General features: G+C 52.9%; 19 protein-coding genes and 4 pseudogenes. 19 read left to right on the top strand and 4 right to left on the bottom strand.

Annotated features, from left to right (window positions below):
* Positions 1-68 precede the first annotated feature (68 nt).
* The 15 genes and pseudogenes from DXB00_RS07560 to DXB00_RS07495 all read left to right on the top strand — a co-directional run bounded on the left by DXB00_RS07560 (position 69) and on the right by DXB00_RS07495 (position 16720).
* Positions 69-539, top strand: coding sequence for a PcfB family protein (locus DXB00_RS07560; protein WP_008982755.1), 471 nt, complete (start codon positions 69-71; stop codon positions 537-539).
* A pseudogene (locus tag DXB00_RS07555) lies at positions 536-2343 on the top strand (VirD4-like conjugal transfer protein, CD1115 family). The gene DXB00_RS07560 and the pseudogene DXB00_RS07555 overlap by 4 nt, the downstream one beginning before the upstream one ends.
* 61 nt (positions 2344-2404) lie before the next feature.
* A pseudogene (locus tag DXB00_RS07550) lies at positions 2405-2619 on the top strand (Maff2 family mobile element protein).
* 86 nt (positions 2620-2705) lie between these two features.
* The gene (locus DXB00_RS07545; RefSeq protein WP_005927770.1) at positions 2706-3569 is read left to right on the top strand and encodes a VirB6/TrbL-like conjugal transfer protein, CD1112 family; all 864 of its coding nucleotides are present in this window, start codon (positions 2706-2708) and stop codon (positions 3567-3569) included.
* A 15-nt stretch (positions 3570-3584) separates the two neighbouring features.
* The gene (locus tag DXB00_RS07540; protein WP_008982752.1) at positions 3585-4010 is read left to right on the top strand and encodes a PrgI family protein; all 426 of its coding nucleotides are present in this window, start codon (positions 3585-3587) and stop codon (positions 4008-4010) included.
* Entirely contained in the window at positions 3937-6339 is a 2403-nt protein-coding gene (locus DXB00_RS07535; protein ID WP_119214714.1) for a VirB4-like conjugal transfer ATPase, CD1110 family, read from the top strand. Before DXB00_RS07540 ends, DXB00_RS07535 begins: the two co-directional genes overlap by 74 nt.
* On the top strand, positions 6336-7232 hold the full coding sequence (locus DXB00_RS07530) for a DNA cytosine methyltransferase (protein ID WP_119214713.1): 897 nt from the start codon (positions 6336-6338) through the stop codon (positions 7230-7232). The genes DXB00_RS07535 and DXB00_RS07530 overlap by 4 nt, the downstream gene beginning before the upstream one ends.
* A complete protein-coding gene (locus DXB00_RS07525; protein ID WP_119214712.1) occupies positions 7229-9214 on the top strand; it encodes a C40 family peptidase in 1986 nt (661 codons plus the stop codon). Before DXB00_RS07530 ends, DXB00_RS07525 begins: the two co-directional genes overlap by 4 nt.
* 18 nt (positions 9215-9232) lie before the next feature.
* Positions 9233-9484 carry a DUF4315 family protein gene (locus DXB00_RS07520; RefSeq protein ID WP_097777297.1) on the top strand — a complete coding sequence of 84 codons (252 nt, stop codon included), beginning with the start codon at positions 9233-9235 and terminating at the stop codon, positions 9482-9484.
* Positions 9474-10195: pseudogene (locus DXB00_RS07515) on the top strand (DUF4366 domain-containing protein). Before DXB00_RS07520 ends, DXB00_RS07515 begins: the two are co-directional and overlap by 11 nt.
* The gene (locus DXB00_RS07510; RefSeq protein ID WP_119214711.1) at positions 10192-12270 is read left to right on the top strand and encodes a DNA topoisomerase 3; all 2079 of its coding nucleotides are present in this window, start codon (positions 10192-10194) and stop codon (positions 12268-12270) included. Before DXB00_RS07515 ends, DXB00_RS07510 begins: the two are co-directional and overlap by 4 nt.
* A 107-nt stretch (positions 12271-12377) precedes the next feature.
* Positions 12378-15570, top strand: a pseudogene (locus tag DXB00_RS07505) (YodL domain-containing protein).
* A gap of 3 nt (positions 15571-15573) precedes the next feature.
* The gene (locus DXB00_RS18165; protein ID WP_442861365.1) at positions 15574-16173 is read left to right on the top strand and encodes a hypothetical protein; all 600 of its coding nucleotides are present in this window, start codon (positions 15574-15576) and stop codon (positions 16171-16173) included.
* A gap of 32 nt (positions 16174-16205) precedes the next feature.
* Entirely contained in the window at positions 16206-16517 is a 312-nt protein-coding gene (locus DXB00_RS18160) for a hypothetical protein (RefSeq protein WP_442861364.1), read from the top strand.
* Between the two features lie 2 nt (positions 16518-16519).
* Entirely contained in the window at positions 16520-16720 is a 201-nt protein-coding gene (locus DXB00_RS07495) for a transposon-transfer assisting family protein (RefSeq protein WP_119214710.1), read from the top strand.
* A gap of 116 nt (positions 16721-16836) precedes the next feature.
* Here the strand turns inward: DXB00_RS07495 and DXB00_RS07490 are convergent, their stop codons facing one another.
* The 4 genes from DXB00_RS07490 to DXB00_RS07475 form a co-directional block, all read right to left on the bottom strand.
* Positions 16837-17730 (bottom strand): BRO-N domain-containing protein, encoded by an 894-nt coding sequence (locus DXB00_RS07490; RefSeq protein WP_005938463.1) that lies wholly within the window; start codon positions 17728-17730, stop codon positions 16837-16839.
* A 111-nt stretch (positions 17731-17841) separates the two neighbouring features.
* Positions 17842-19170, bottom strand: a complete 1329-nt coding sequence (locus DXB00_RS07485) for a relaxase/mobilization nuclease domain-containing protein (RefSeq protein WP_119214709.1) — start codon at positions 19168-19170, stop codon at positions 17842-17844.
* Positions 19131-19460: a plasmid mobilization protein gene (locus tag DXB00_RS07480; RefSeq protein ID WP_097793304.1), complete on the bottom strand. Its 330-nt coding sequence runs from the start codon at positions 19458-19460 to the stop codon at positions 19131-19133. The genes DXB00_RS07485 and DXB00_RS07480 overlap by 40 nt, the downstream gene beginning before the upstream one ends.
* A 203-nt stretch (positions 19461-19663) precedes the next feature.
* Positions 19664-20020, bottom strand: coding sequence for a helix-turn-helix transcriptional regulator (locus tag DXB00_RS07475; protein WP_002584957.1), 357 nt, complete (start codon positions 20018-20020; stop codon positions 19664-19666).
* Positions 20021-20407: 387 nt separating this feature from the next.
* On the opposite strand from DXB00_RS07475, the gene DXB00_RS07470 reads away from it, so the two are divergent.
* From DXB00_RS07470 to DXB00_RS07455, 4 genes are all read left to right on the top strand, one after another.
* On the top strand, positions 20408-20593 hold the full coding sequence (locus tag DXB00_RS07470) for a cysteine-rich KTR domain-containing protein (protein ID WP_003431289.1): 186 nt from the start codon (positions 20408-20410) through the stop codon (positions 20591-20593).
* A 16-nt stretch (positions 20594-20609) separates the two neighbouring features.
* Positions 20610-21593, top strand: coding sequence for a 23S rRNA (adenine(2503)-C(2))-methyltransferase RlmN (gene rlmN / locus DXB00_RS07465; protein WP_002584956.1), 984 nt, complete (start codon positions 20610-20612; stop codon positions 21591-21593).
* A 473-nt stretch (positions 21594-22066) separates the two neighbouring features.
* Positions 22067-22504, top strand: coding sequence for a sigma-70 family RNA polymerase sigma factor (locus DXB00_RS07460; protein WP_097769850.1), 438 nt, complete (start codon positions 22067-22069; stop codon positions 22502-22504).
* Positions 22488-22730, top strand: coding sequence for a helix-turn-helix domain-containing protein (locus DXB00_RS07455; RefSeq protein ID WP_003431293.1), 243 nt, complete (start codon positions 22488-22490; stop codon positions 22728-22730). The genes DXB00_RS07460 and DXB00_RS07455 overlap by 17 nt, the downstream gene beginning before the upstream one ends.
* Positions 22731-22963: the final 233 nt, after the last annotated feature.

The raw sequence follows: 22963 nt of genomic DNA, 5'->3' as shown, positions 1-22963 counted from the left end.
ACCTGCGGCGGCTGGTGGTTCCACCCTAGCTGCCGCTCTGAATTTTCTGCAACAAGGAGGGATTCATATTGCAGGAAGAAGTCACCCAGAAAACTATTGCCCTGTCCATGAAAACGGGCAAGCTCACCGCCCAAGCGTTGCAAGCTGCCCTGAAAAAATATTTGCAGCACCGGGCCAAGGGGCCAAAGCTGCACCACGGCAAGCAAAGCCTGAAACAGCTGAAAGCCCACGGCGCGGCCCTGACCAACATTGAAGTCACGGAAGCGAACATCGGGGCGTTCAAGCCCTGCGCCAAGAAGTACGGCGTGGACTTCACCTTGCGTAAGGACAAGACCACCCAGCCGCCCCACTACATCGTGATCTTCAAGGCCAAGGATACGGACAATCTGGAACAGGCGTTCCGGGAGTTCACAGCCAAAACGCTCTCCAAGGAGCAGCGGCCCTCCATCCGCAAGGTGCTGACCGCAGCCAAGCAGAAAGCGGCCCAGCAGCCGAAACGTGCGAAAGAAAAAATCAAGCAAAGGGAGCTGGAACGATGAAGCCTGAACTAAAAAAACTGCTGGTGCTGAATCTGCCATATCTGCTGTTCGTGTACCTGTTTGCCAAATGCGGGCAGACGTACCGTCTGTCGGCGGGCGCGGATGCTTCGGCCAAGCTGCTGCACCTAACGAGCGGCATCTCCGCCGCCTTTGCAAGCCCGCTGCCCAGCCTGCACCCGTTTGACCTGTGTGTGGGCGTTGTTGGGGCGGTGGCTGTCCGTCTCATTGTGTACAGCAAGGGCAAGAACGCCAAGAAGTACCGCAAGGGTGAAGAATACGGCTCTGCCCGGTGGGGCACCGCCAAGGATATTGCCCCCTACATCGACCCCAAGTTTGAAAACAACATCCTGCTGACCCAGACCGAACGCCTGACCATGACCGGGCGGCCCAAAGACCCCAAGACGGCCCGGAACAAGAATGTGCTGGTGATTGGCGGCTCCGGCAGCGGCAAGACGCGGTTTTACGTCAAGCCCAACCTCATGCAATGCTTTCCCACGTCTGATTATCCCACCTCATTCGTAGTCACAGACCCGAAAGGCACACTGGTTCTCGAAACAGGCCAAATGTTCCAGCGGGCGGGTTACCGGGTGAAAATCCTGAACACGATAAACTTTTCCAAGTCTATGAAGTACAACCCCTTTGTTTACATCCACTCGGAAAAGGACGTGCTGAAACTGGTGAATACCCTTATCGCCAACACCAAGGGCGAGGGTGAAAAATCAGCAGAAGATTTTTGGGTGAAGTCGGAACGGCTGTTCTACACCGCGCTTATCGGCTACATCTGGTATGAGGCCCCGGCAGAAGAAATGAACTTCACCACCCTGCTGGAAATGATAAATGCCAGTGAAGCCCGCGAGGACGACCCGGAGTTTCAAAGCCCAGTGGACCTCATGTTTGAACGGCTGGAACAGAAAGACCCGGACCACTTCGCCGTCCGGCAATACAAAAAGTTTTTGCTGTCGGCAGGCAAGACCCGTTCCTCCATCCTGATAAGCTGCGGTGCCCGTTTAGCCCCGTTTGACATCCGGGAAGTGCGTGAACTGATGGAGGACGATGAAATGGAGCTGGACACCATCGGGGATGAAAAGACGGTATTGTTCCTGATTATGAGCGACACGGACACCACCTTCAACTTCATTCTTGCCATGCTTCAAAGCCAGCTTATCAACCTGCTGTGTGACCGTGCGGATGATAAATACGGTGGCCGACTGCCTGTCCATGTACGGCTGATTCTGGACGAGTTCGCCAACATTGGCAGATTCCCAACTTCGACAAGCTGATCGCCACCATCCGCAGCCGGGAAATCTCGGCATCCATCATTTTGCAGAGCCAGTCGCAGCTAAAAGCCATCTACAAGGATGCGGCCGAAATCATTTCGGACAACTGCGATTCTGTTCTCTTTTTGAGTGGGCGGGGCAAGAATGCCAAAGAGATCTCCGATGCGCTGGGGAAAGAGACCATCGACAGTTTCAACACCAGCGAGAACCGGGGTTCTCAAACCTCCCACGGACTGAACTATCAAAAATTAGGAAAGGCGTTGATGTCAGAGGACGAAATCGCAATCATGGACGGCGGCAGGTGCATTTTGCAGCTGCGGGGCGTGAGGCCGTTCTTCTCGGAGAAGTTCGACATTACAAAGCACCCGCACTACAAGTACCTTGCAGACGCGGACAAAAAGAATACCTTTGAGGTGGACAGGTTCTTATCCACCCTGCGCCGGAAACGGCAGCAGGTAGTCGCACAGGACGAAAGTTTTGACCTGTACGAAATCGACCTGTCGGATGAAGATGCAGCCGCCGAATGAGGCGGCATTTTTTGAAAAATTTTTGAGTGCCGCAGAACAAGCGGCAGAAAGTGAGGACCTTATGGAATTTTTCAACAGCGCAGTTGATACTTTGCAGACGATTGTGGTCGGTCTGGGCGGTGCCCTGTGTGTCTGGGGTGGCATCAACCTGTTGGAGGGCTATGGACAGGATAACCCCGGCAGCAAGAGCCAGGGCGTGAAGCAGCTGGTCGCGGGCGGCGGCGTTGCCTGATCGGCGTGACCCTTGTCCCGCTGCTGTCCGGGCTGCTGGGCTAACCTCAACTTATCCGTACATCCACCTTTGAGACCCCACCGCGCTCTCCCGCTCACATGGGAGGGCGCGGGAAAGGAGGTATCTTTGCTTGATTAGTGAGATCATCGAGAAATGGATAAAAGGCATTTTGATAGATGGCATCACGGGCAACCTCTCCGGCCTGTTCGATAACGTGAACGCCAAGGTGGGCGAAATCGCTTCGGATGTCGGTTCTACCCCGCAGGCATGGAATAGCGGCATTTTCAATATGCTGCGCAGTCTTTCCGAAACGGTAGTGCTACCCATTGCAGCGGCCATCCTTGCCCTTGTGATGTGCCATGAGCTTATCCAGATGATTACCGAAAAGAACAATATGCACGACTTTGACACCTCCATGTTCTTCCGCTGGATTTTCAAGTCTGCCTTTGCCATCCTCATTGTCAGCAACACATGGAACATCGTCATGGGCGTGTTCGATGCCACCCAGAGCGTTGTCAATCAAAGTTCCGGCGTTATCATCGGTGAAACATCCATCCACTTTGACCGCCTGATACCCGGACTGGAATTTCAGCTGGAAAGCATGACCATTGGCAGTCTGCTCAGCCTGTGGTTCCAGACCCTTGTGGTGGGCCTGACCATGAACATCCTTTCCATCTGCATCTTCCTTGTGACCTACGGCCGCATGATTGAGATTTACGTTGTGACCGCACTGGGGCCTATCCCGCTGGCGACCATGGGCAGCAGCGAGTGGCGCAGCACCGGGCAGAACTATTTGAAATCGCTTTTGGCGTTAGGCTTCCAAGCGTTCCTGATTATGATTGTCGTGGGCATCTATGCGGTGCTGATACGCAACATTTCAGGTGCAGCGGACATTGCCGGGGCTATCTGGGGCTGCATGGGCTATACCGTTCTGCTCTGTTTCTGTCTGTTCAAGACCGGCAGCATCAGCAAGTCGGTGTTTGGTGCCCATTGAGAAAGGAGCGTTTGAATGGCGTATGTGACCGTTCCCAAAGATTTGACCCACGTAAAATCCAAAGTCTTATTCGGGCTGACCAAGCGGCAGCTGGTCTGCTTCGGCGGTGCGCTTTTAACGGGCGGACCGCTTTATTTTTTGGCCCGGAACTATCTTTCCAACAGTGCAGCGGCCCTGCTGATGATTTTTGCCATGCTGCCGGGGCTGCTGTTCGCTCTGTTCGAGCGGCACGGCCAGCCCCTTGAAGTAGTGATTCAGCAAATGATTCAGTGCTGCTTTATCCGTCCCAAGGAAAGGCCCTATCAGACCAACAATGCTTACGCCGCCCTTGTGCGGCAATACCAAATGGAACAGGAGGTAAAGGCCATTGTCCAGAAAAACGATACCCCGCGAAACCGAAAAGCCCAAAAAGCTCACCCGCGCCCAGAAAAAAGAAATTGATGCCGTCATCCGCAAGTACAAGGGTGACGGCAAGCTCCGCACGGCACAGGCCACCATCCCGTATGAGGCCATCTACCCGGACGGTGTGTGCCGCATTGACCGCCGCACGTTCTCCAAGTGCATTACCTTTGAGGACATCAGCTATCAGCTGGCCCAGCCGGAGGCCCGAACTGCCATCTTTGAACACCTGTGCGACCTCTACAACTATGTGGATGCCTCCATCCATGTGCAGCTTTCGTTTTTGAATCGCAAAGTTGACCCGGTGCAGTACGCAAAAAGTTTTGAGATTGCACCGCAGAGGGATGATTTTGACGACATCCGCGCCGAGTACACCGCCATCCTGCAAAAGCAGCTTGCCAGCGGAAACAACGGCATTGTCAAAACCAAGTACCTGACGTTCACCATCGAGGCCGACAGCCTGAAAACGGCGCGGGCTCGGCTGACCCGCATTGGCCTTGACCTGCTGGGCTACTTCAAGACCATGGGCTGTGTGGCACACGTTATGGACGGGCAGGAGCGTTTGGAGGTGCTGCACGGCATCTTCCACCCGGACTGCGAACCGTTCCGCTTTGAATGGGACTGGCTGGCACCCTCCGGCCTGTCTACCAAGGATTTTGTGGCCCCGTCCTCCCTCTGTTTCGGTACGGCCAAAACCTTTGGTTTGGGCGGCAAGTATGGAGCTGTGAGCTTTTTACAAATCCTTGCGCCGGAACTTTCGGACGAAATGCTGGCCGACTTCCTCAAAACCGAAAGCGGGATTCTCGTCAATCTCCATGTGCAGGCCATCGACCAGACCGAGGCCATCAAAACCATCAAGCGGAAGATAACAGACCTTGATGCCATGAAGATTCAGGAGCAGAAAAAGGCTGTCCGTTCCGGGTACGACATGGACATCCTCCCCAGCGACCTTGCCACCTACGGCGAGGACGCCAAAAAGCTGCTGAACAAGCTGCAAACAAGAAATGAGCGATTGTTCATGCTGACCTTTTTAGTGCTGAACGTGGCCGACACCAAGCAAAAGCTGGGCAACGATGTGTTCCAAGCGGCGGGCGTGGCGCAGAAGTACAACTGCTCTCTTGTCCGGCTGGACTACCAGCAGGAACAGGGCCTTGTATCCAGCCTTCCGCTGGGTATCAACCAGATAAAGATTCAGCGCAGCCTTACCACCTCCAACGTGGCGGTGTTCGTGCCCTTTGTCACGCAGGAGCTTTTCCAGAGCGGTGCGGCCATGTACTACGGAATCAACGCAAAATCCCACAACATGATCATGCTGGACCGCAAGCAGGCCCGGTGTCCCAACGGCTTGAAGCTGGGCACGCCCGGCAGCGGCAAATCCATGAGCTGCAAGTCTGAAATCGTCAGTGTGTTTTTAACGACTGCTGACGATATTTTTATTTCAGACCCAGAGGCCGAGTATTATCCGCTGGTCAAGCGGCTGCATGGGCAGGTCATCAAACTTTCGCCCACCAGCAAGGACTACGTGAATCCTCTGGACATCAACCTGAATTATTCCGAAGATGACAGCCCGCTGGCCTTGAAGTCGGATTTTGTGCTGTCGTTCTGTGAGCTGGTCATGGGCGGCAAAACAGGTCTGGAAGCGATTGAACGCACCGTGATAGACCGTGCCGTGAAAGCCATCTACCGCCCCTATCTGGCGAATCCCAGCCCGGAGAATATGCCGATTTTGTCTGACCTCCACCAAGCCCTGCTCGACCAGCACTTGCCGGAAGCGGACCGGGTGGCGCAGGCACTCGACCTGTATGTATCCGGCTCGCTGAACGTTTTCAACCACAAAACGAATGTGGACATCCACAACCGGCTCGTGGCCTTTGACATCAAAGAGTTAGGCAAGCAGTTAAAAAAATTGGGGATGCTCATTATTCAGGACCAGATATGGGGCCGCGTCACCCAGAACCGCAGCCAAGGCCGGGCTACATGGTATTTTGCAGACGAGTTCCACTTGCTCTTGAAAGAGGAACAGACCGCTGCGTATTCCGCAGAAATCTGGAAACGCTTCCGCAAATGGGGCGGTGTGCCCACGGGCGCCACCCAGAATGTGAAAGACCTTCTTTCTTCCCCGGAGATTGAAAACATTCTGGAAAACAGCGACTTCATCACGCTGCTGAATCAGGCATCCGGCGACCGCAAAATCCTTTCGGAACGGCTGAACCTCTCCGCAGACCAGCAGAAGTACATCGACAATTCCGAACCGGGCGAAGGACTGCTGATTTTTGAGAACATGGTGTTGCCGTTCTCAAACCCCATCCCGAAAAACACCCAGCTCTATAAGATCATGACCACCCGGCTCAACGAGGTGGTGGAGCTATGAGCCTAACACATTTCAGCTTGTTTTCCGGCATCGGCGGCATCGACCTAGCCGCAGAAGCAGCGGGTTTCACCTCTGTCTGTCAATGCGAGTGGGCAGCCTTCCCCGCCGCTGTGCTGGCAAGCCACTGGCCGGAGGTGCCCCGATTTCAGGACATCACCACCGTAACAAAGGAGGCTTTCTTTGAAAAAACAGGACTTCGCACCGTCACCCTCATTTCAGGTGGTTTCCCGTGCCAGCCGTTCTCCACCGCAGGGAGGCAGCGCGGCTTCCACGATGAACGCTACCTCTGGCCCGAAATGCTGCGGGTTATCCGGGAATTGCAGCCCCGTTGGGTGCTTGGAGAAAATGTTGCTGGCTTCCTCCGTATGGGGGTCGACAAAACGCTCATTGACTTGGAGCAGGCAGGTTACGATGTTCGGGTTTTCGTATTACCTGCTGCTGCCGTTGGCGCGTGGCACGAACGGAAACGGGTATTCATCATCGGCTCCGCTGCTTCCCACACCCCTTGCCAGCGACACCGGGGATGTGGGCAAGGGGCTGGACATCCAAATCTCTGCGAATGGCAGCTATCGCAAGATGAACAAGGATGGCAAAGCGTGGACGGCGCGGCTTTCCCATGTGGTCTACCGGATGACCCCCACCACGCTGGAAAAGCCCTACCTCAACCCGGACTGGGTAGAGTGGCTGATGGGTTTCCCGCGCAAATGGACGGACATTCCCTTTGGGCCGAAGAACCCGCCGACATCCCGCGTTTGACCGAAGAGGTGCCGAACCGCAGCAAGCGGATGAAAACGCTGGGCAATGCGGTTTCGCCGCCGCAGGTGTTCCCGATTCTCAAATACATTGCAGACATCGAAACGGGCCGCTGTCCGATGGGAGGTGAAGAACTTTGAAAGAATTGCAGGCAAAAGCCAAAGTCACCCAGACCATGACCCGTGACGGTCTGGTGGTGGAAAATCAAGCGGACGGCACTGTAGAGAATGTTTCCAGTCGGGAAGCGGAACAGGACTACTCCACGGATGCCGAGGGCAAGGCCGAAAAAATTCTGGAACGGGCCGAGGACATCAAGGACGGGCATAAAAATAAAAAGAAAGCGAAAAAGGCAGCAGAAACAGCGGCCACCGCCGAAAGCGAAGATGGCCTGCACCGTTCCGCTGCCCGTTTGGAATTGACCGAGGAAGAACGGGCAGACCCGGCGTTGCAGCCGTTTATTCAAAAAGCGGATGCAAAGGCTGACAAGCTGGATTCAGCCCGCGCCGCTCTGCCGAAAAAGCGTGTCCCGGTCAAGGAAAGAGTCTATGATGCTGCCAACGGCAAGGCAAAATCCACCCTGCGCTTTGAGCAGCAGGACAAAGGCCCACCAAGCCTGAAACCAAACCCGGCCAGCCGCCCGCTATCGGAAGCGTTGCTGTTCGCTCACGGAAAAATCCATGAAGTCGAACACGAAAATGTGGGTGTGGAGGGTGGCCACAAGGGTGAAGAACTGGTGGAGCATCAGACCGCCAAGGTCATCCGCAGCGGCATCCGGCACCACAAGATGAAGCCCTACAAGGCCGTGGAAAAGGCAGAGCGTCAGCTCATGTCTGCCAATGCAGAATACTTTTACCAGAAATCCTTGCGGGACAATCCGCAAATTGCACAGGCGGCCAGCAACCCCATTTCCCGGATGTGGCAGAAACGGCGTATCAAACAGCAGTATGCCAAAGCTGCACGGCAGGCCGGACAAGCCGCCGCGCAGGGTGCAGCCGCCACCGCAGAGAACGGTTTCCGGGTAACAAAGCTGGCGGCCGAGGGCGGCGAACGGGTGGCCGAATTTGCGGCCCAGAACTGGAAAACCATTCTGATCGTGGCGGTGTTCGGTCTGCTGGCTCTGCTCCTGATAACGGGTTTGCAGTCCTGCACCGTGATGGCGGGCACCGCTGGAACCGGCGTGACGGCATCCTCTTACTTTTCCAAGGACAAGGATATGCTGGGTGCAGAGAAAGCCTACGCCAAGCTGGAACAAAAACTGCAACGGTATCTCGACACCTACGAGGCCACCCACAACTACGATGAATACCATTTTTATCTGGACGAAATCGAGCATGACCCCTATGTGCTGATCTCGATTTTGTCCGCGCTCCATGATGGCGTTTTTACATTGGCCGAGGTGCAGAGTGAACTTGAAATGCTCTTTGAAAAGCAATATATCCTGACCGAGACTGTGACCATGCAGATACGTTACCGCACAAAAATGATGGTCATTATTGGCCCGTATGGTGTGCCGCAGGTTATCACCTATCAAGAACCGTATGAATACTACATCTGCACGGTCAAGCTGAAGAACAAAGATTTGTCCCACCTACCCGTGGAAGTACTGACCGAAGAACAGCTCAGTGCCTATTCGCTCTATATGCGCACACTGGGCAACCGGCCGGATTTGTTTGGCAAAGCGCAGTACCCCAATGCGTCCACCATCAAGCAGCCCACCTACTACGATATTCCCCCGGAAGCACTAAAGGATGATAGGTTTGCCGCCATGATGGAGGAAGCCACGAAGTACATCGGCTACCCGTATGTGTGGGGTGGCAGCTCCCCCAGCACCAGCTTTGATTGCAGCGGCTACATTTCGTGGGTGCTGAATCACTCCGGCTGGAACGTGGGCCGCCAGACCGCACAAGGCCTTTACAATCTCTGCACCCCTGTTTCGACGGCGCAGGTCAAACCGGGCGACCTTGTATTTTTCAAGGGGACCTACGATACCCCCGGCGTGAGCCATTGCGGTATCTATGTAGGCAATTCCATCATGCTGCACTGCGGCGACCCTATCTCTTACACAAACCTCAACTCAAAATATTGGCAGGAACATTTTTACAGCTATGGGCGTTTACCGTGACGCCAGAAAGGATTTTGTATGGCAAAAAGACTTTCCCGCATTGAGCGCGACATTGAACGGCTCAAAGAAAAGATCTCTGAATACCAGCAGCAGTTGAAAGAACTGGAGGCTGCAAAAACTGAACAGGAAAATTTGCAGATCATTCAGCTGGTGCGCAGCATGAACATGAAGCCGGACGAGTTTGCGGCTTTTCTGCGCAGCGGTGCGCTGAACGCTGCACCCACTGTCACCCCGTACCACAAACAGGAGGATGCCGCCGATGAAACCTGATTGGAACCGCCGTTTTGCAGCTGGGCTGCTGGCTATCCTGCTCTGCCTCTGCTCCTTTTCTATGCCCGCTTTCGCAAGCGGCTCTGACCCAGCCCCGGAACCTCTGCCAGAAATTCTGGACGAGAAAACTACCACTGGCGGCATGGAGCCGGAGGGTGTACCTATCACGCCCAAAGGCAACGCAACACTGGTGGATGATTTCTACGGGGACAAACAGCTTATCACCGTGACCACCAAAGCCGGGAATTATTTTACATCCTCATTGACCGTGCCAATGAGGATAAGGAAACCTCTGTCCACTTCCTGAACCAAGTGGACGATGCCGACTTGCTGGCCCTGCTGGATGAAGAACCGCAGGACACCGAGTTCTGCACCTGCACCGTGAAATGTGAGGCCGGAAACGTCAACGAAAACTGCCCCTTGTGTGAAAAGAGCCTGCGCAACTGCACGGCCCCGGAAGCTGTGAAAACTGACACCGAAACGCCGGAGGAAAAGCCCAAGTCCAACATGGGCAGTCTGATGATCCTGCTGGTGCTGGCTCTGGCGGGCGGCGGCGCGGCCCTCTATTATTTCAAGTTCCGCAAACCCAAGGCCGACACCACCGGGCACGATGATCTGGACGAATACGATTTTGGCGAGGACGAGGATGCAGACGAGGAACCGGCTGAAATCGAAATTCACTCAGAGGACGGACAGGAGGACGAAACATGAGCTTTCAGCTGGTGATCGCCGAAAAGCCCAGTGTTGCCCGCAGCATTGCCGCCGTGATCGGGGCCGATGAAAAGCAAAACGGCTACTGGCAGGGCGGCGGGTATCTTGTCAGCTGGTGCATCGGGCATCTGGTGTCCTTTGCCGAGGCGGGCCAGTACGATGAAAAATACTGTAAGTGGCGGTATGAGGATTTGCCCATCCTGCCCCAGCCGTGGCAGTTCATTGTCCCGGACGAAAAGAAACAGCAGTTTGAAATTGTGCGCTCTCTGCTCAACCGCCCGGATGTGGACAGTGTGACCGCCGCGACCGACGCAGGCCGGGAGGGAGAACTTATCTTCCGCTTTGTCTACCAAATGGCCGGCTGCACGAAACCTGTGAAGCGGCTCTGGGTTTCCAGCATGGAGGATGCCGCCATCCGGGAGGGCTTTGCAAACCTGCGCCCGGATTCGGATTACGATGCGCTGTACCAATCGGCCCTCTGCCGTGCAAAAGCAGATTGGCTGGTGGGCATCAATGCAACACGGCTGTTTTCGGTGCTGTACCACAAAACCCTGACGGTAGGCCGGGTGCAGACCCCGACACTGAAAATGCTGGTGGACCGGGATGCAAAAATCCTGCGCTTCCAGAAAGAAAAGTATTACACGGTCGGCATCCAGTCCGGCAGCCTGAAAGCGGGCAGCGGACGCATTTCGGATGCAGAAACCGCAAATTTTCTCAAAGAAAAATGCACGGGTGCAGTTGCCGTCTGTACTTCTGTCAAGCGGGAGAAAAAGACAGAACAGCCGCCCAAGCTCTATGACCTGACCACCTTGCAGCGGGAGGCGAACCGTCTATTTGGCTTCACGGCAAAGCAGACCCTTGACTATGCCCAGCAGCTTTACGAAAAGAAACTGCTGACCTATCCCCGCACCGACAGCCAATATCTGACCGAGGATATGGGCCAGACAGCACAACATCTTGTGTCTGACCTGCTGGGGCTGCTGCCCTTTGCCCAAGGGCTTGACTTGACCCCGGATGTGGGCCGGGTGCTGAACAGCAAAAAGGTATCGGACCACCACGCCATCATTCCCACGTCCGAATTTGCAAAACAGGGTTTCACCGGTCTTGCCGAGAGTGAATGCAAGCTGCTGAACCTTGTCTGCTCCAAACTGCTCTGCGCGATAGCCGCGCCCCATGAGTACGAAACTGTGACTGCTGTGTTCTCCTGCGCCGGGAACGAGTTCACCGCCAAGGGAAAGACCGTGCTTGTCCCCGGTTGGAAAGAGATCGACCAGAGGTTCCGCTCCACCCTGAAAGCAGACGGCGAAGAAGAAACAGAAACCCTGAACACCCTGCCGGAACTGACCGAGGGACAAAGTTATTCTGTTGTATCTGATATTTCGGAACATTTCACGTCCCCGCCGAAAGCCTACACGGAAGATACACTCCTGTCAGCAATGGAGCGGGCCGGAGCCGAGGATATGCCGGAAAACGCAGAACGCAAGGGGCTGGGTACGCCCGCCACCCGCGCCGCGATTCTGGAAAAATTGGTGCAAATGGGCTTTGTGCAGCGCAAGGGCAAGCAACTGGTGCCCACCAAGGACGGCATCAATCTGGCGGTGGTTCTGCCGGAAAGTTTGACCTCTCCCGCTCTGACTGCTGAATGGGAAAACCGCCTGACCGAGATTGCCAAGGGCAATGCAGACGCGGACGAGTTCATGGCCGAAATTGAAGCGCAGGTGCGTCGGCTGGTCAAGACCTACTCCTGCATCAGTGCGGACAAACAAAACCTGTTCCAGTCGGAACGGGTTATTATCGGCAAGTGTCCCCGGTGTGGTGAAAACGTCTACGAGGGCAAGAAAAACTTCTACTGCGGGAATCGTAGCTGTCAGTTCGTGATGTGGAAGAATGACCGCTTCTTTGAGCAGCGCAAAAAGGCGTTCACGCCGAAGATCGCCGCTGCTCTGCTCAAAAACGGTAAGGCAAAGGTCAAGGGCCTCTACTCCGAAAAGACAGGCAAAACCTATGATGCAACGGTGCTTCTGGCAGATACGGGAGGCAAGTACGTCAATTACCGGGTAGAGCGCAAAGAGTAAGGCAAAAATACGAGGGCCGGTTATGGTAAGGTGAAGCATTCATTTTGCCATAACCGGTTCTCTCTATCCGTAGGATAGGGACAGTTCTTTGAAAGGAGCGTGCGATAATGAGCGAACTATTTTCCATCCAGCTGCAAAATCGTCAGCAACAAGGCGGAGATGGCGTCTGGCTGGACCTGCCCACTACAACCGAACAGGTACAAGCGGCCCTGCGGCAAATCGGCATTTCGTCCGATAATCCGCAGGGCCTTTTCATTTCCGGCTATTTTGCCGAGGAAGAAAAGCGTTTTGCCATCCCCTACAACATGGTGCTGGCATCCAATGTGGATGAACTAAACTTTCTTGCATCACGACTGGAAACACTCTCTGCCGGGGAACGCGCAGAGCTGAACGCCGCCCTGCAAGCCCCGCAGAGTGAGCTTTCCAGCATCGGGAGAATCATCGACTTTCCCGAAAACGTGGACTATTATGTGCATCTGCCGGATGTGCGCGGCCCTGCCCAGCTGGGAGACTACTACTTGAACCGTTCCGGCATGGTGGATATGCCGGAAGAATGGAAAGGCGGCATCGACACGGCGCAGTTTGGCCGCTATGTGGCCCAGCAGGAGCAGGGTGCATTTACCCAGTACGGCTACCTTGTCAAAAGCGGGGACGAGTGGCAGAAAGTCCACGAAGGCCAGCCTGTGCCAGAGGAATACCGGGTGCTGTCTTTTCCTGCATCGGAAATCCTGCGGGATGCGGCCAACATCCCGCCGCCTGTTCAGCCTGAAACGGAACCGCAGAAAGTTATCCCCATCATCCTGAACGGCAAAGACAGCGCGGAACGGATGAAAGAAATTACGGACCGGCTGGAAACAGGGATTCAAGAGCTGTTCGACAGCGACCGCTACAAAGCCTACCTCACCACGATGGCGAAGTTTCACAATTACAGCTTCAACAACACCTTGCTGATCGCCATGCAGGGCGGCCAGCTGGTGGCGGGCTTCAACAAGTGGAAAGACACGTTCCACCGCACCGTAAAGAAAGGCGAAAAAGGCATCAAAATCCTTGCTCCTGCGCCGTACAAGGTCAAGCAGAAGATGGAAAAGCGGGACGAACAGGGCAAGCCGATTCTGGACAAGGACGGCAAGCCACTGACCGAGGAAAAGACGGTACAGATTCCGGCCTTTAAGGTGGTTTCCGTGTTCGATGTCAGCCAGACCGAGGGCGAACCTCTGCCCTCTATCGCGGTGAATGAATTGTCCGGCAGCGTGCAGGACTACCAAGATCTTTTCAAGGCATTGGAGCAGTCATCCCCCGTGCCCATCGGGTTTGAGGGCATCAAGGGTGGCGCGCATGGGTACTTTCATCTGCTCGACAACCGCATTGCCATCCAAGAGGGCATGAGCCAGCTGCAAACCATCAAAACGGCCATCCACGAGATTGCCCATGCAAAGCTGCACGCCATCGACCCGAACGACCCAGAACAGACTAACCGCCCGGACAGCCGCACCCGCGAGGTACAGGCCGAAAGTGTGGCCTATGCTGTTTGCCAGTACTACGGGCTGGACACATCCGAGTATTCCTTTGGCTATGTGGCCGGGTGGAGTTCTGGCCGGGAACTGGCCGAACTGAAAGCCTCTCTGGAAATTATCCGCAGCGCGGCCCATGAGCTGATCTCCGCACTGGACGAACATCTGGCAGAACTTCGCCAGCAGCGGGAAGCAGACCTTTCCGCTACACAGGAGGCCGCATTTGCACTGGATAATGGCAATACGCTGTTCATCCAGACCTGCGATTCCGGCTATGACTACACTCTGTATGGCCCGGACCACACGGCTCTGGACGGTGGGCAGCTGGACGCGCCCGGTCTGACCCTGCCGGATGCCGGAGCGGAAGCTCTTGCTCTGCTGGGGCAGACAGCCAAGGTGTCGGAAGTTTTGTTGGGTGACAAGCTGGCGGTGTTCCAAGAGGCGGCAGAAAAAGCGAATGAAATTCCCGAACCTGTTAAAATTCCAGACCCAGCCGCAGAACCTACGGTCACAATTCTTTGGAGCGAAAGCGACAAGCTGCAGGACGGCGAAATCATGCCGCTGTCCGTGGCGAATCGTGTTTTTGAAGAACTGGACACCGCCCAGCACACGGACCGGGAAAAGGACGGCTACACGGGCGGCTGGTACGACAAGACCGCATTCCGTATTGATTTTACCCTGAACGGCCAGCCCGATAACTACGAGGGGCGGCAGGATTTTGGTGACGGGGACGGCTCTCTGATTCAGCACATCCAGAGCTACCACGAATACTACGCCAAAGACGAGAACTGGAAAATTTGTTCTGCACAACAAAGGCCCGGAAGCGTGGGAGCAGGACAAGGCAGAGCGGGAAATGGTGCTGACCGAGTTTATTCCGTACCTCAAACAGCACTGCAATCTTTCGGCTATGGAGCAGACGGCCACCACCGCTTTGCGGGAAGGACAGAATATTTCGCCGGAACAGGCTGCCTATTACAACACTGTTGTGGCCTATGTGCAGGACTGCCGCCCGCTGCTCAACCAAGGCCAGTATAACTTGCCGGAACCGCCCAAGCTGGCTGACTTTGACCAGAGCTTGCAGAACTACAAGGCGCAGGTGCAGGCCGAGATCGCGCAGGAAGCGGCGACTGCCGGAATGACCGTAGAGGAATACGCAGCGGCAGGCTTTGAAGCACCGCAGCAGGACAGCTTTTCCATCTACCAGCTGCGCAATGAAGATTCCACCCGTGAGTATCGTTTTGAGCCCTACGACCGCCTGCAGGCTGCCGGTTTGACCGTGGATAAGGCCAACTATACGGAAGTATACGCCGCACCGCTGACTGCTGGCACCACGTTGGAGGACATCTACCGTACATTCAATGTAGACCATCCGGCAGACTTTAAGGGACACTCGCTGTCTGTTTCGGATGTGGTGGTGCTGCACCAGAATGGGCAGGACACCGCCCACTACTGCGACAGTGTGGGCTTCCAGCAGGTGCCGGAGTTCTTGCGGGAAAATCCGCTGCGCACCGCAGAACTTTCCACGGAACAAAACGAAAATATGATTGATGGTGTGTTGAACAACGCACCATCTCTGGGCGAATTGGAGGCAAAAGCAAAAGCCGGAGAACAAATTTCTCTGACAGACCTTGCCGCCGCAGTCAAGGCCGAGGAAAAGGCACCAAAAGCCAAGAAGTCCCGCACAGCCAAACCGAAAAAGCCGTCCATCCGGGCACAGCTGGATGCCGCGAAAAAGGAGCAGAGCAAACAACCGCTGCCACGAGAAAAGACAAAGGAATTGGAGGTGTAAGCCGTGCAGAAGTTTGAAAACATGGATGTGATCGCTGCGCTGGAAGCTATTATGCACCAGAATACGGCATACTACCAGAGCGATTTTGCCTTTGACATCAAGATGCTGCAGAAGGCTGCCCGCAGCGACCAGCCGGAAGATAAACTGCTGTTGTGGCTGTCCCGGCCCTCTGGAACATTCTGTTTCCGGGAACGAGACGTGCTGCTCAAAGATACCCAAGCCTACAACACATGGAAATTCTGCGGCGAACAGACCCACGACAGGATTCTTGCCTATGCAGTGGAGTTGACCGGTGCGGCCAACGGAACCGTGCAAGGCAATCTGTATGAACTGGACTACCAGCAGCATTTCCAGCATATCCGGGATGCCGCTCTGCCTGTGGGTGCCAATCGCCTGATCTACGAAAGTGGGATGCGGGAAATTGGCCCCAAAGAGCATTTCAACAGCCGCTCGGACAAATATTTTGGAGAGTTCGTGCGGTATGAAATGCAGCCCCGTGACCCGGAACTTCTGCAAGCGGCCATCCGGCAGGAGCAGCGCAGCCGGGAACCGGCACGGCCCGGTGATTTCAAAGAACACCTTGCGGAACTGCACACTGGCTGATTGAGGCCGAGGCTCAGCGCATTGCAACAGATATGAAGCGACTGGCTGCTCCCAACAGCCCGGACAAGAATCATTTTATGGTGGAGGTATCGCCCTATTTTACCAAGCTGGCATCCAGTCGGGACACGAACCAGCTGATTGCCATGCTGCCGTACAAATCCCTGCACCTGTCCAGTGTGAAAGACCGTTTTGGCATCTACGCGCTGATTGACAAAAACGAGAATCGGGATAAGAGCATCCGTAAGCCCCGTGCTTCCGTCTGCAAGCAGCTTTCCGAAACGAAACAGATTGCCAGCCCGACAAAGGCAGCGGCCCGCAGCAAACAACACGAAATGGAGGTCTGACCATGAATTTCAGCGTGGAAGAAGAAAATTTGATCTGTATGTACCACACCTCTGACCGCCGCCGCACGATGGCGCGAATGCTGACCGCTCTGCCGGGTATGAACACGGAAATGCGGCGGATGGCAAACGGTACCATTGCAAAGTTGGAGCGTATGACTGACGCTGACTTTGACGGACAGAGGTTTGATTTTGTGGGTGAGTGATACCGCCATCTTGACAATGGCACATTATTTTCAGCAAAAGTAATGTGCCATTGTCAGAACAGAAATAGCCGGACACGGTGGTCTTGTGGCTGCTGTGTCCGGCTATTTTTCATGTATCAGTCTTTATCTTTTTTCTCAGTTGGATTTTCCGGCAGTTCGGCGGCATCTTCTACAATGTCGGTCACAAGCTGCTGGAAGTCAAACGCATTCTTTTCTGTGATAACGGGCTTGCCGGTTTCCGCTTCAAGAGCCTGCCGCGCAATGCCGGCCACTTTGCCGCCACGCTTGGCAACCTGCTTGTTTTCTTCAAAGGTCTGCGGCTTTGCAGTCTTGGAAATATCCGTAGTGGAGGCTTCGGCCAGCATCGTCAAAACAAGTTCCAAATCAGTCATGTTATCCCGGAGATTTTCTTTTGTCAGGCCTTTCAGCCGCTTGTACTGCCCTGTGGTCATGCCGGACCATGCGCGGGAAATTTCGTCGGTCAGGATAGCGTACTCCTTGCCCTTTTGCACCCCGCGCTTCTTCCATTCGTCTGTCAGTTCGTTTCGGATACGGATTGCCAAAAGCCGCTGGTGAATCCATTCTTCGGAGTAGCCTTTCTTCAAATAGGTATCAAGCGCACGGTCAATAGCTTGCTCCGGGTCGATTGTTTCCTCGATGCGTTCTTTGCCTACCATTGCCAGCCATGCCTTGAACGGCTCAGCCTTTGGGGATGGGATAGACTGGATGATGCGCAGGAGCTGTTCAGTGTTAGCGACATCCGTTTTGCGCTTTTTGCCGTCAGGAGCGGTCATTTTCAAACCATTACAATTTGTAATGGTTTCATTTCCTTCGTCTTTAAGACGCTTTTTTAGAACGCGCCAATAGTTCTGTGGGTCTGCGCTGTCAGTCAGAACAGCAATCACATCAACGATGGCAAAATACCATTCTTCCTTTTCTGCATCCCATGCAGTGCGGATTTTCTGATCTTCAAAAAGCTGGATAGAGCTGTTATCGTTCACTTCTGCCATAGAGGGTTCCTCGCTTTCGTTGTCTAGTTCTATTTTACATGATTTCGGGTGGAAACGCCACCCGGTCTAAGCGTTTGTGGTTCAAAAATCCGAACAATATTTTGTGCAGATTTACCGTTCCTGCATCTGCTCCTTTCCCGGTGCTGTCCGCAGGATGCCGTCCACGTTCTGCTTGATAATGCCATATTCCTGCATCTGGCGTTTGGCATCATTGTACTGCCGCTGCATCTGGTCTTTCTGCTCGGCCAGCTGCTTATACTCGGCTTTCAGGGCGTAGAGGTCGGGCAGCTTTTGAAAGCCCTGCTCTTTTAGAGCTTTCGCCGCTGCTTCATAGAGAATCAAGGTTCCTTCATGTTTACGTCGGAACTGCTTTTTGTCAGCAGCCCGCTGATACTCCTGCAACAGTGGGCGCAGTTCTTTACAGGTGGTGACATCCTTTATCAGCACGGCCATTTCAGCAAGTCGGCGCTCTGCTGCTTTCAATGCGGCGGCAGCTTCGGTGCTGGCGGCGGTGATCTCGGCCACCCGGCTTTCCAAATCCGGGTAGCTTTCGATTTCATGCTCGGTCAGGAAGTTCAGCGTCCGGGCCGCCTGTTTCAGATTGTGGAGTTTTGCCCACTTCTCATACCCTGCGGACTGCTGGGCCTTGATGCTGTTCTCCAAATCAATCCGCAGCGAAATTTTGCGGTTTTCTTTGGGCTTCCGCTCCACGAACCGCCCTTTGATGCGTTCGATGATGGCTTCCTCGGTGTAGGCTTCGCCCAGCGTTTTGCAGCGGGTGAACCGTTCCTGTCCGGGCGCACGGAACGAAACGTACTTGCCCTGCTTGACCTTATAGCCCTGCTCCTGCAGGAGCCGCAGAAAATCGTCAAAATCCTTGGCCTGAGGGATGGCTGCATCTATGGCGGTTTTCAGCTTCGCCTTCCAGCTCGTGCCCTTGCGGTGTGCATCCCACTCGGCATAGCTTTTGCCCCGGTCTTGACCGGGCATCACCACAGACAGGCCATGTTCCTTGCACAGCCGGTCGCTGGTGCGCCGGATGTAGGCATAACTCTGTCGGTTAGAAACATATTTGCGCTGATTCACCATGTCCACTGCACAAAAGATAATGTGGTTGTGGACGTGCCCCTTGTCAATGTGCGTGGTCAGTACATAGGGATATTTTCCTTGCAGGACTTCATCTGCAAGCTGTCGACCAATCTCGTGGGCCTGCTCCGGCGTGGTTTCGCCCGGCGCAAAAGACTGTATCAAGTGGTGGGCCAGATTGTTGCCTTTCTGCATGGCCTGTGACAGCAGCAGTTCAAATTCGATGTCGGCGGTTTCGTAGGAGCAGGCAAAGGAGGACACCAGCATTTTTTCGTCCGTCTTGGCCGGATTCTCGATGTAGTCCAATGCCTTTTTCAGCGTTGACTTGATAGGATGTATCTTTGTAACTGCCATATCTGCGCCAATGCTCCCTTGATGTCCGCAACGTCTTGTGTGTACAGCGGCCCCATGCTGTTCAGCCGCCGCGCGATCTGATTGACGTTGACACCAATCTTTTGCAGTTCGGCGGTTTGCGCCCGGATGTCGGTGGTGTCGATGTGGACAACATAACCGTCTATCAGCATCTTCCGGGCGTATGCAGAAAAATTCCGTGTGTGCAGCAGAGCCATCTTCTGCCGGATAAGTTCCCGTTCCTCCGGCGTCACGGGAACACGCAGAACAATTTTTCGGGTTCGGTTCGTCATAGTTTCACCTCGTTTCTTGGGGGTCTGGGGTACTCCCCAGCAAGCATTTTTGCCGGGAGTGGCTACACTCCCTATGCTTGCTATCTACTCCATACCCCCCACCGAAAGGCGGTATTTGTTGCGCGTTCCTTTAATTTTGGACGCAAAAAAAGATTGCAGCCGCCATGCGCTCGCTGCAATCTCCTGTTTCTCATATTGTGAGGTTAATCCTCTGCTTTTTCGACTTCCGTTATCTCCCTTGCTGTTGCGGTTACAATCCGTATGCCTTTATCGCTCATACCGTCCAGCAGCGCGTCAAGCTGCCGCCGCCCGGTGGATTTCTCCGCATTGCTGTTCGGGAAGAAAAATTGATCTACCGAAATATGATACCGGGTTACAAGGTCATAGAATACCTGTAAACTCGGCTGTTGTCCCTTGTTCTCGATATTCGCAAGGTAGCGCGGGGAAATATATAACTCGTCGCTTACCTTTTTGCGGCTCTCGCCGTATTCATTTCTCGCGGCTTTTATAGCTGCCCCGAAAGCCTTAAAGTCGTACAATGGTACGGGTCTTTTTGCCATTTTCATTCACCCTGTTACATTTTACAGTTCACCTTTCTTTTTGGATATGTCCACACAATTCATATCATTAGGTTAAATACTTCCTGTTGTGTATTGACAGTAGACTGATTTTCTGATAAAATAAAATTTATGTAAAAGGAGGCGGCGTTTATGTTGCATAGCATGCGTATTAGATAAGCATTGAAAAAAAGGATTTTCCCATTTTCAACATGGGCTTTTTTGTCATGCTTATTTTGCGGATGCTATACAAAAAACTAACGACGTATAGATATAGTGCAAGCTATGCCTTAGTTTTGTTGTACTGCTCTGTGCATTATAAATGCAGGTCAATGCTCATGTTGAGGATTGACCTGCATTTTTTTGTGTAAAAAGGACGAGTGAAATATAATGCTTAAAAAATATTGGATAAAATGTCCGATTTGTAACGGAAAGACGAGAGTTCAAGTATTTCATAATACTGTATTAAAAGATTTTCCTCTTTTCTGCCCTAAATGCAAATTGACGCATATCATTGATGTAGAAAAATTAGAGATTGTAATCAAAAATACAGAAAAACAAACTTTTATTATTTAGAAGAAAGGATATAAAAATGAAACGTTTACCTAAATATACGCCTGCGGAAGTACGGAATGATCCATACGGATTTACTTACAAAGAAATGTCGGAAGTTATTGGCGAGAATGAAGCAAAAGCCTTATATGAAGAATTATATAAGCAATTACCACGCAAAAAAAATCTATCAATGTTGGTAAAAAATATTTGCAAAAGCAGTGATACTGAAAAGTATGTTTACGAACTGAAAGACAACAAATACATTGAAACGGTTTTTATCAAGCGGCGAGATGGTGGAACTGTTTGCGTGAGCACACAAGTCGGTTGTCCTGTTGGTTGTATTTTTTGTGAGTCCGGGCGAAATGGCTTTGTTCGTAATCTAACATCGTCAGAAATCGTACAACAGATTATATTGTTGCGTCGAAAAGTAAACCGTATCGTTTTTATGGGTATGGGAGAGCCTTTATTCAATTATGACAACTTGATAAAAGCAATCCATATTCTCCGAGATAGATATGGGCTCAACTTTCCAACCGACGGCATTACCATATCAACAGTTGGTCCGGTCGATCAATTAAAAAAATTGCGCGAGGAACATCTTAAAATTCAGTTGACAATATCTTTACACGCAGCAACACAATCTGCAAGAAATCGTATTATTCCTCACATGCGCATATATGCTATTGAAGATGTTGTTAAGCAAGCCTTATCCTATTCTGAAAGGCATAATCGCAAAATTGTCTTTGCGTATTTGCTTTTACCGGGTATAAATGACCGGCCCTCAGATGTAAGACAACTTGCAAAATGGTTTCGGGGCAAAAAAGTTATGATTAACGTGTTACAATACAACCCAACAAGCAATTCAAGAATTAAAGCACCACAGAAACGGGAAATAGTTGCATTCAAACATCAATTAGAGCAAGCAGGACTTGAAGTTACTATGAGAGTTTCTCATGGCAGAGAGATTAACGCGGCTTGTGGACAGTTAGCTAACACATATAATAAATTCAAAAAAAAATGATTAAAAGTGCCAGACGCATAGACGCAGAGCCGATAACGCATTAGGTCAAAAAACCTATGTGTTATCGGCTTTTTTATTTAATATTGCGCAAAAGCCGCTGTTCCCTATTATAGAATGGATTGCGGGTAGTGTATTAAAGTCGCCCTTTTTTAAGGATACGGCGGTATCGGGGAGGTATCGCCGTGTCCATTTTTATTTACTGTAACCCGCCTAATGCTTTGCGGTCAAAAAAAGCTATGCTCCGCAAGCGGGATATTCCGGCTATGAATGTGAACTGTCAATACATTTAGCTACTGCTTACATTTCCTTTGCGCCCGTCCGCGTCTTGCGGACGGGCGCATTTTGCTTTTTTCAACTTTTTTCTGAAAAGCGCACTCAAGAGCCATCTCCCGAACGGGTACGGAGCGAAAGGGGCAGAGAGGACAAGCCCTTAACTCCCGTCCTCTACTCCACGCGGGAAGGAGGTGAACTCTATGGAGCTATCTTCTTCCGACAAGGAAAGAATACAACATCAGTATGACGCATTGGCAAAGAAAACGTTAGTAGGCGAAGCGAAAAGCTACCGCCGCACCCTTGCGAAACGCGCAGCCCGCGAAGTAACTTTTTCGGATTTGAGCGAAAGCGAACTCGCGCAGCTTTTCACGACGGACGAATACGAAAGCGATTATTATCGTTTTCAAGTGTCCGGCTTTGATGTACTCGTCAAAAATGAACTGCTTGCCGAAGTCCTTAACGCTTTGCCCGAAAGAAAACGCGATATTGTTCTCTTGTCCTACTTCTTGGATATGAGCGACGCGGAAATTGGCGAACTGCTGAATGTTGTACGCACGACGGTTTTCCGGCATAGGAAATCCGCGCTTGCGAAGATCAAACAGTATTTGGAGGGAAAAGCAGATGATGAACACCGTTAGGAAATCTGAAAATCTGTTGCCGTTCCCTGTCATTTCCGCAGCGGCAAACGGCGACACAAACGCCATGTGCGCGATCTTGAAGCATTACGAGGGTTACATAGCGAAACTTTGTACCCGAACACTGAAAGACGACGCGGGCAATACTTACTCCTATGTGGACGAAGAAATGCGTAACAGGCTGCAAGTGCGCCTTATTACCCGCACTCTTGCGTTTCATGTAGGCTAACTCTTTAAGCCCATGCGGGGAGCGTGTACCCCTTTCCACGCTTCCCGTTATGGGCTGTTTGTCGTTCCGTAAAAGCATATCGGAAACGGTATGCTTTTACAGGCTGACAAAGCCTTATTGTTCCTTGATAAAGAAAGCCCGCAAGATAACGGCGGTGCATCATAGGGCAAACGGATACGTTGCTGTCTGTATCGAGCCGGACGGCGGGTGCGCCATGATGCTTTTCTCTGAAA

The organism is Butyricicoccus sp. OF10-2, assembly GCF_003481925.1.
Classification (GTDB): Bacteria; Bacillota; Clostridia; order Oscillospirales; family Butyricicoccaceae; genus Agathobaculum; species Agathobaculum butyriciproducens.
The sequence above is the reverse complement of the archived record's forward strand: the minus strand, read 5'-3'. Positions and strand labels throughout refer to the sequence as shown.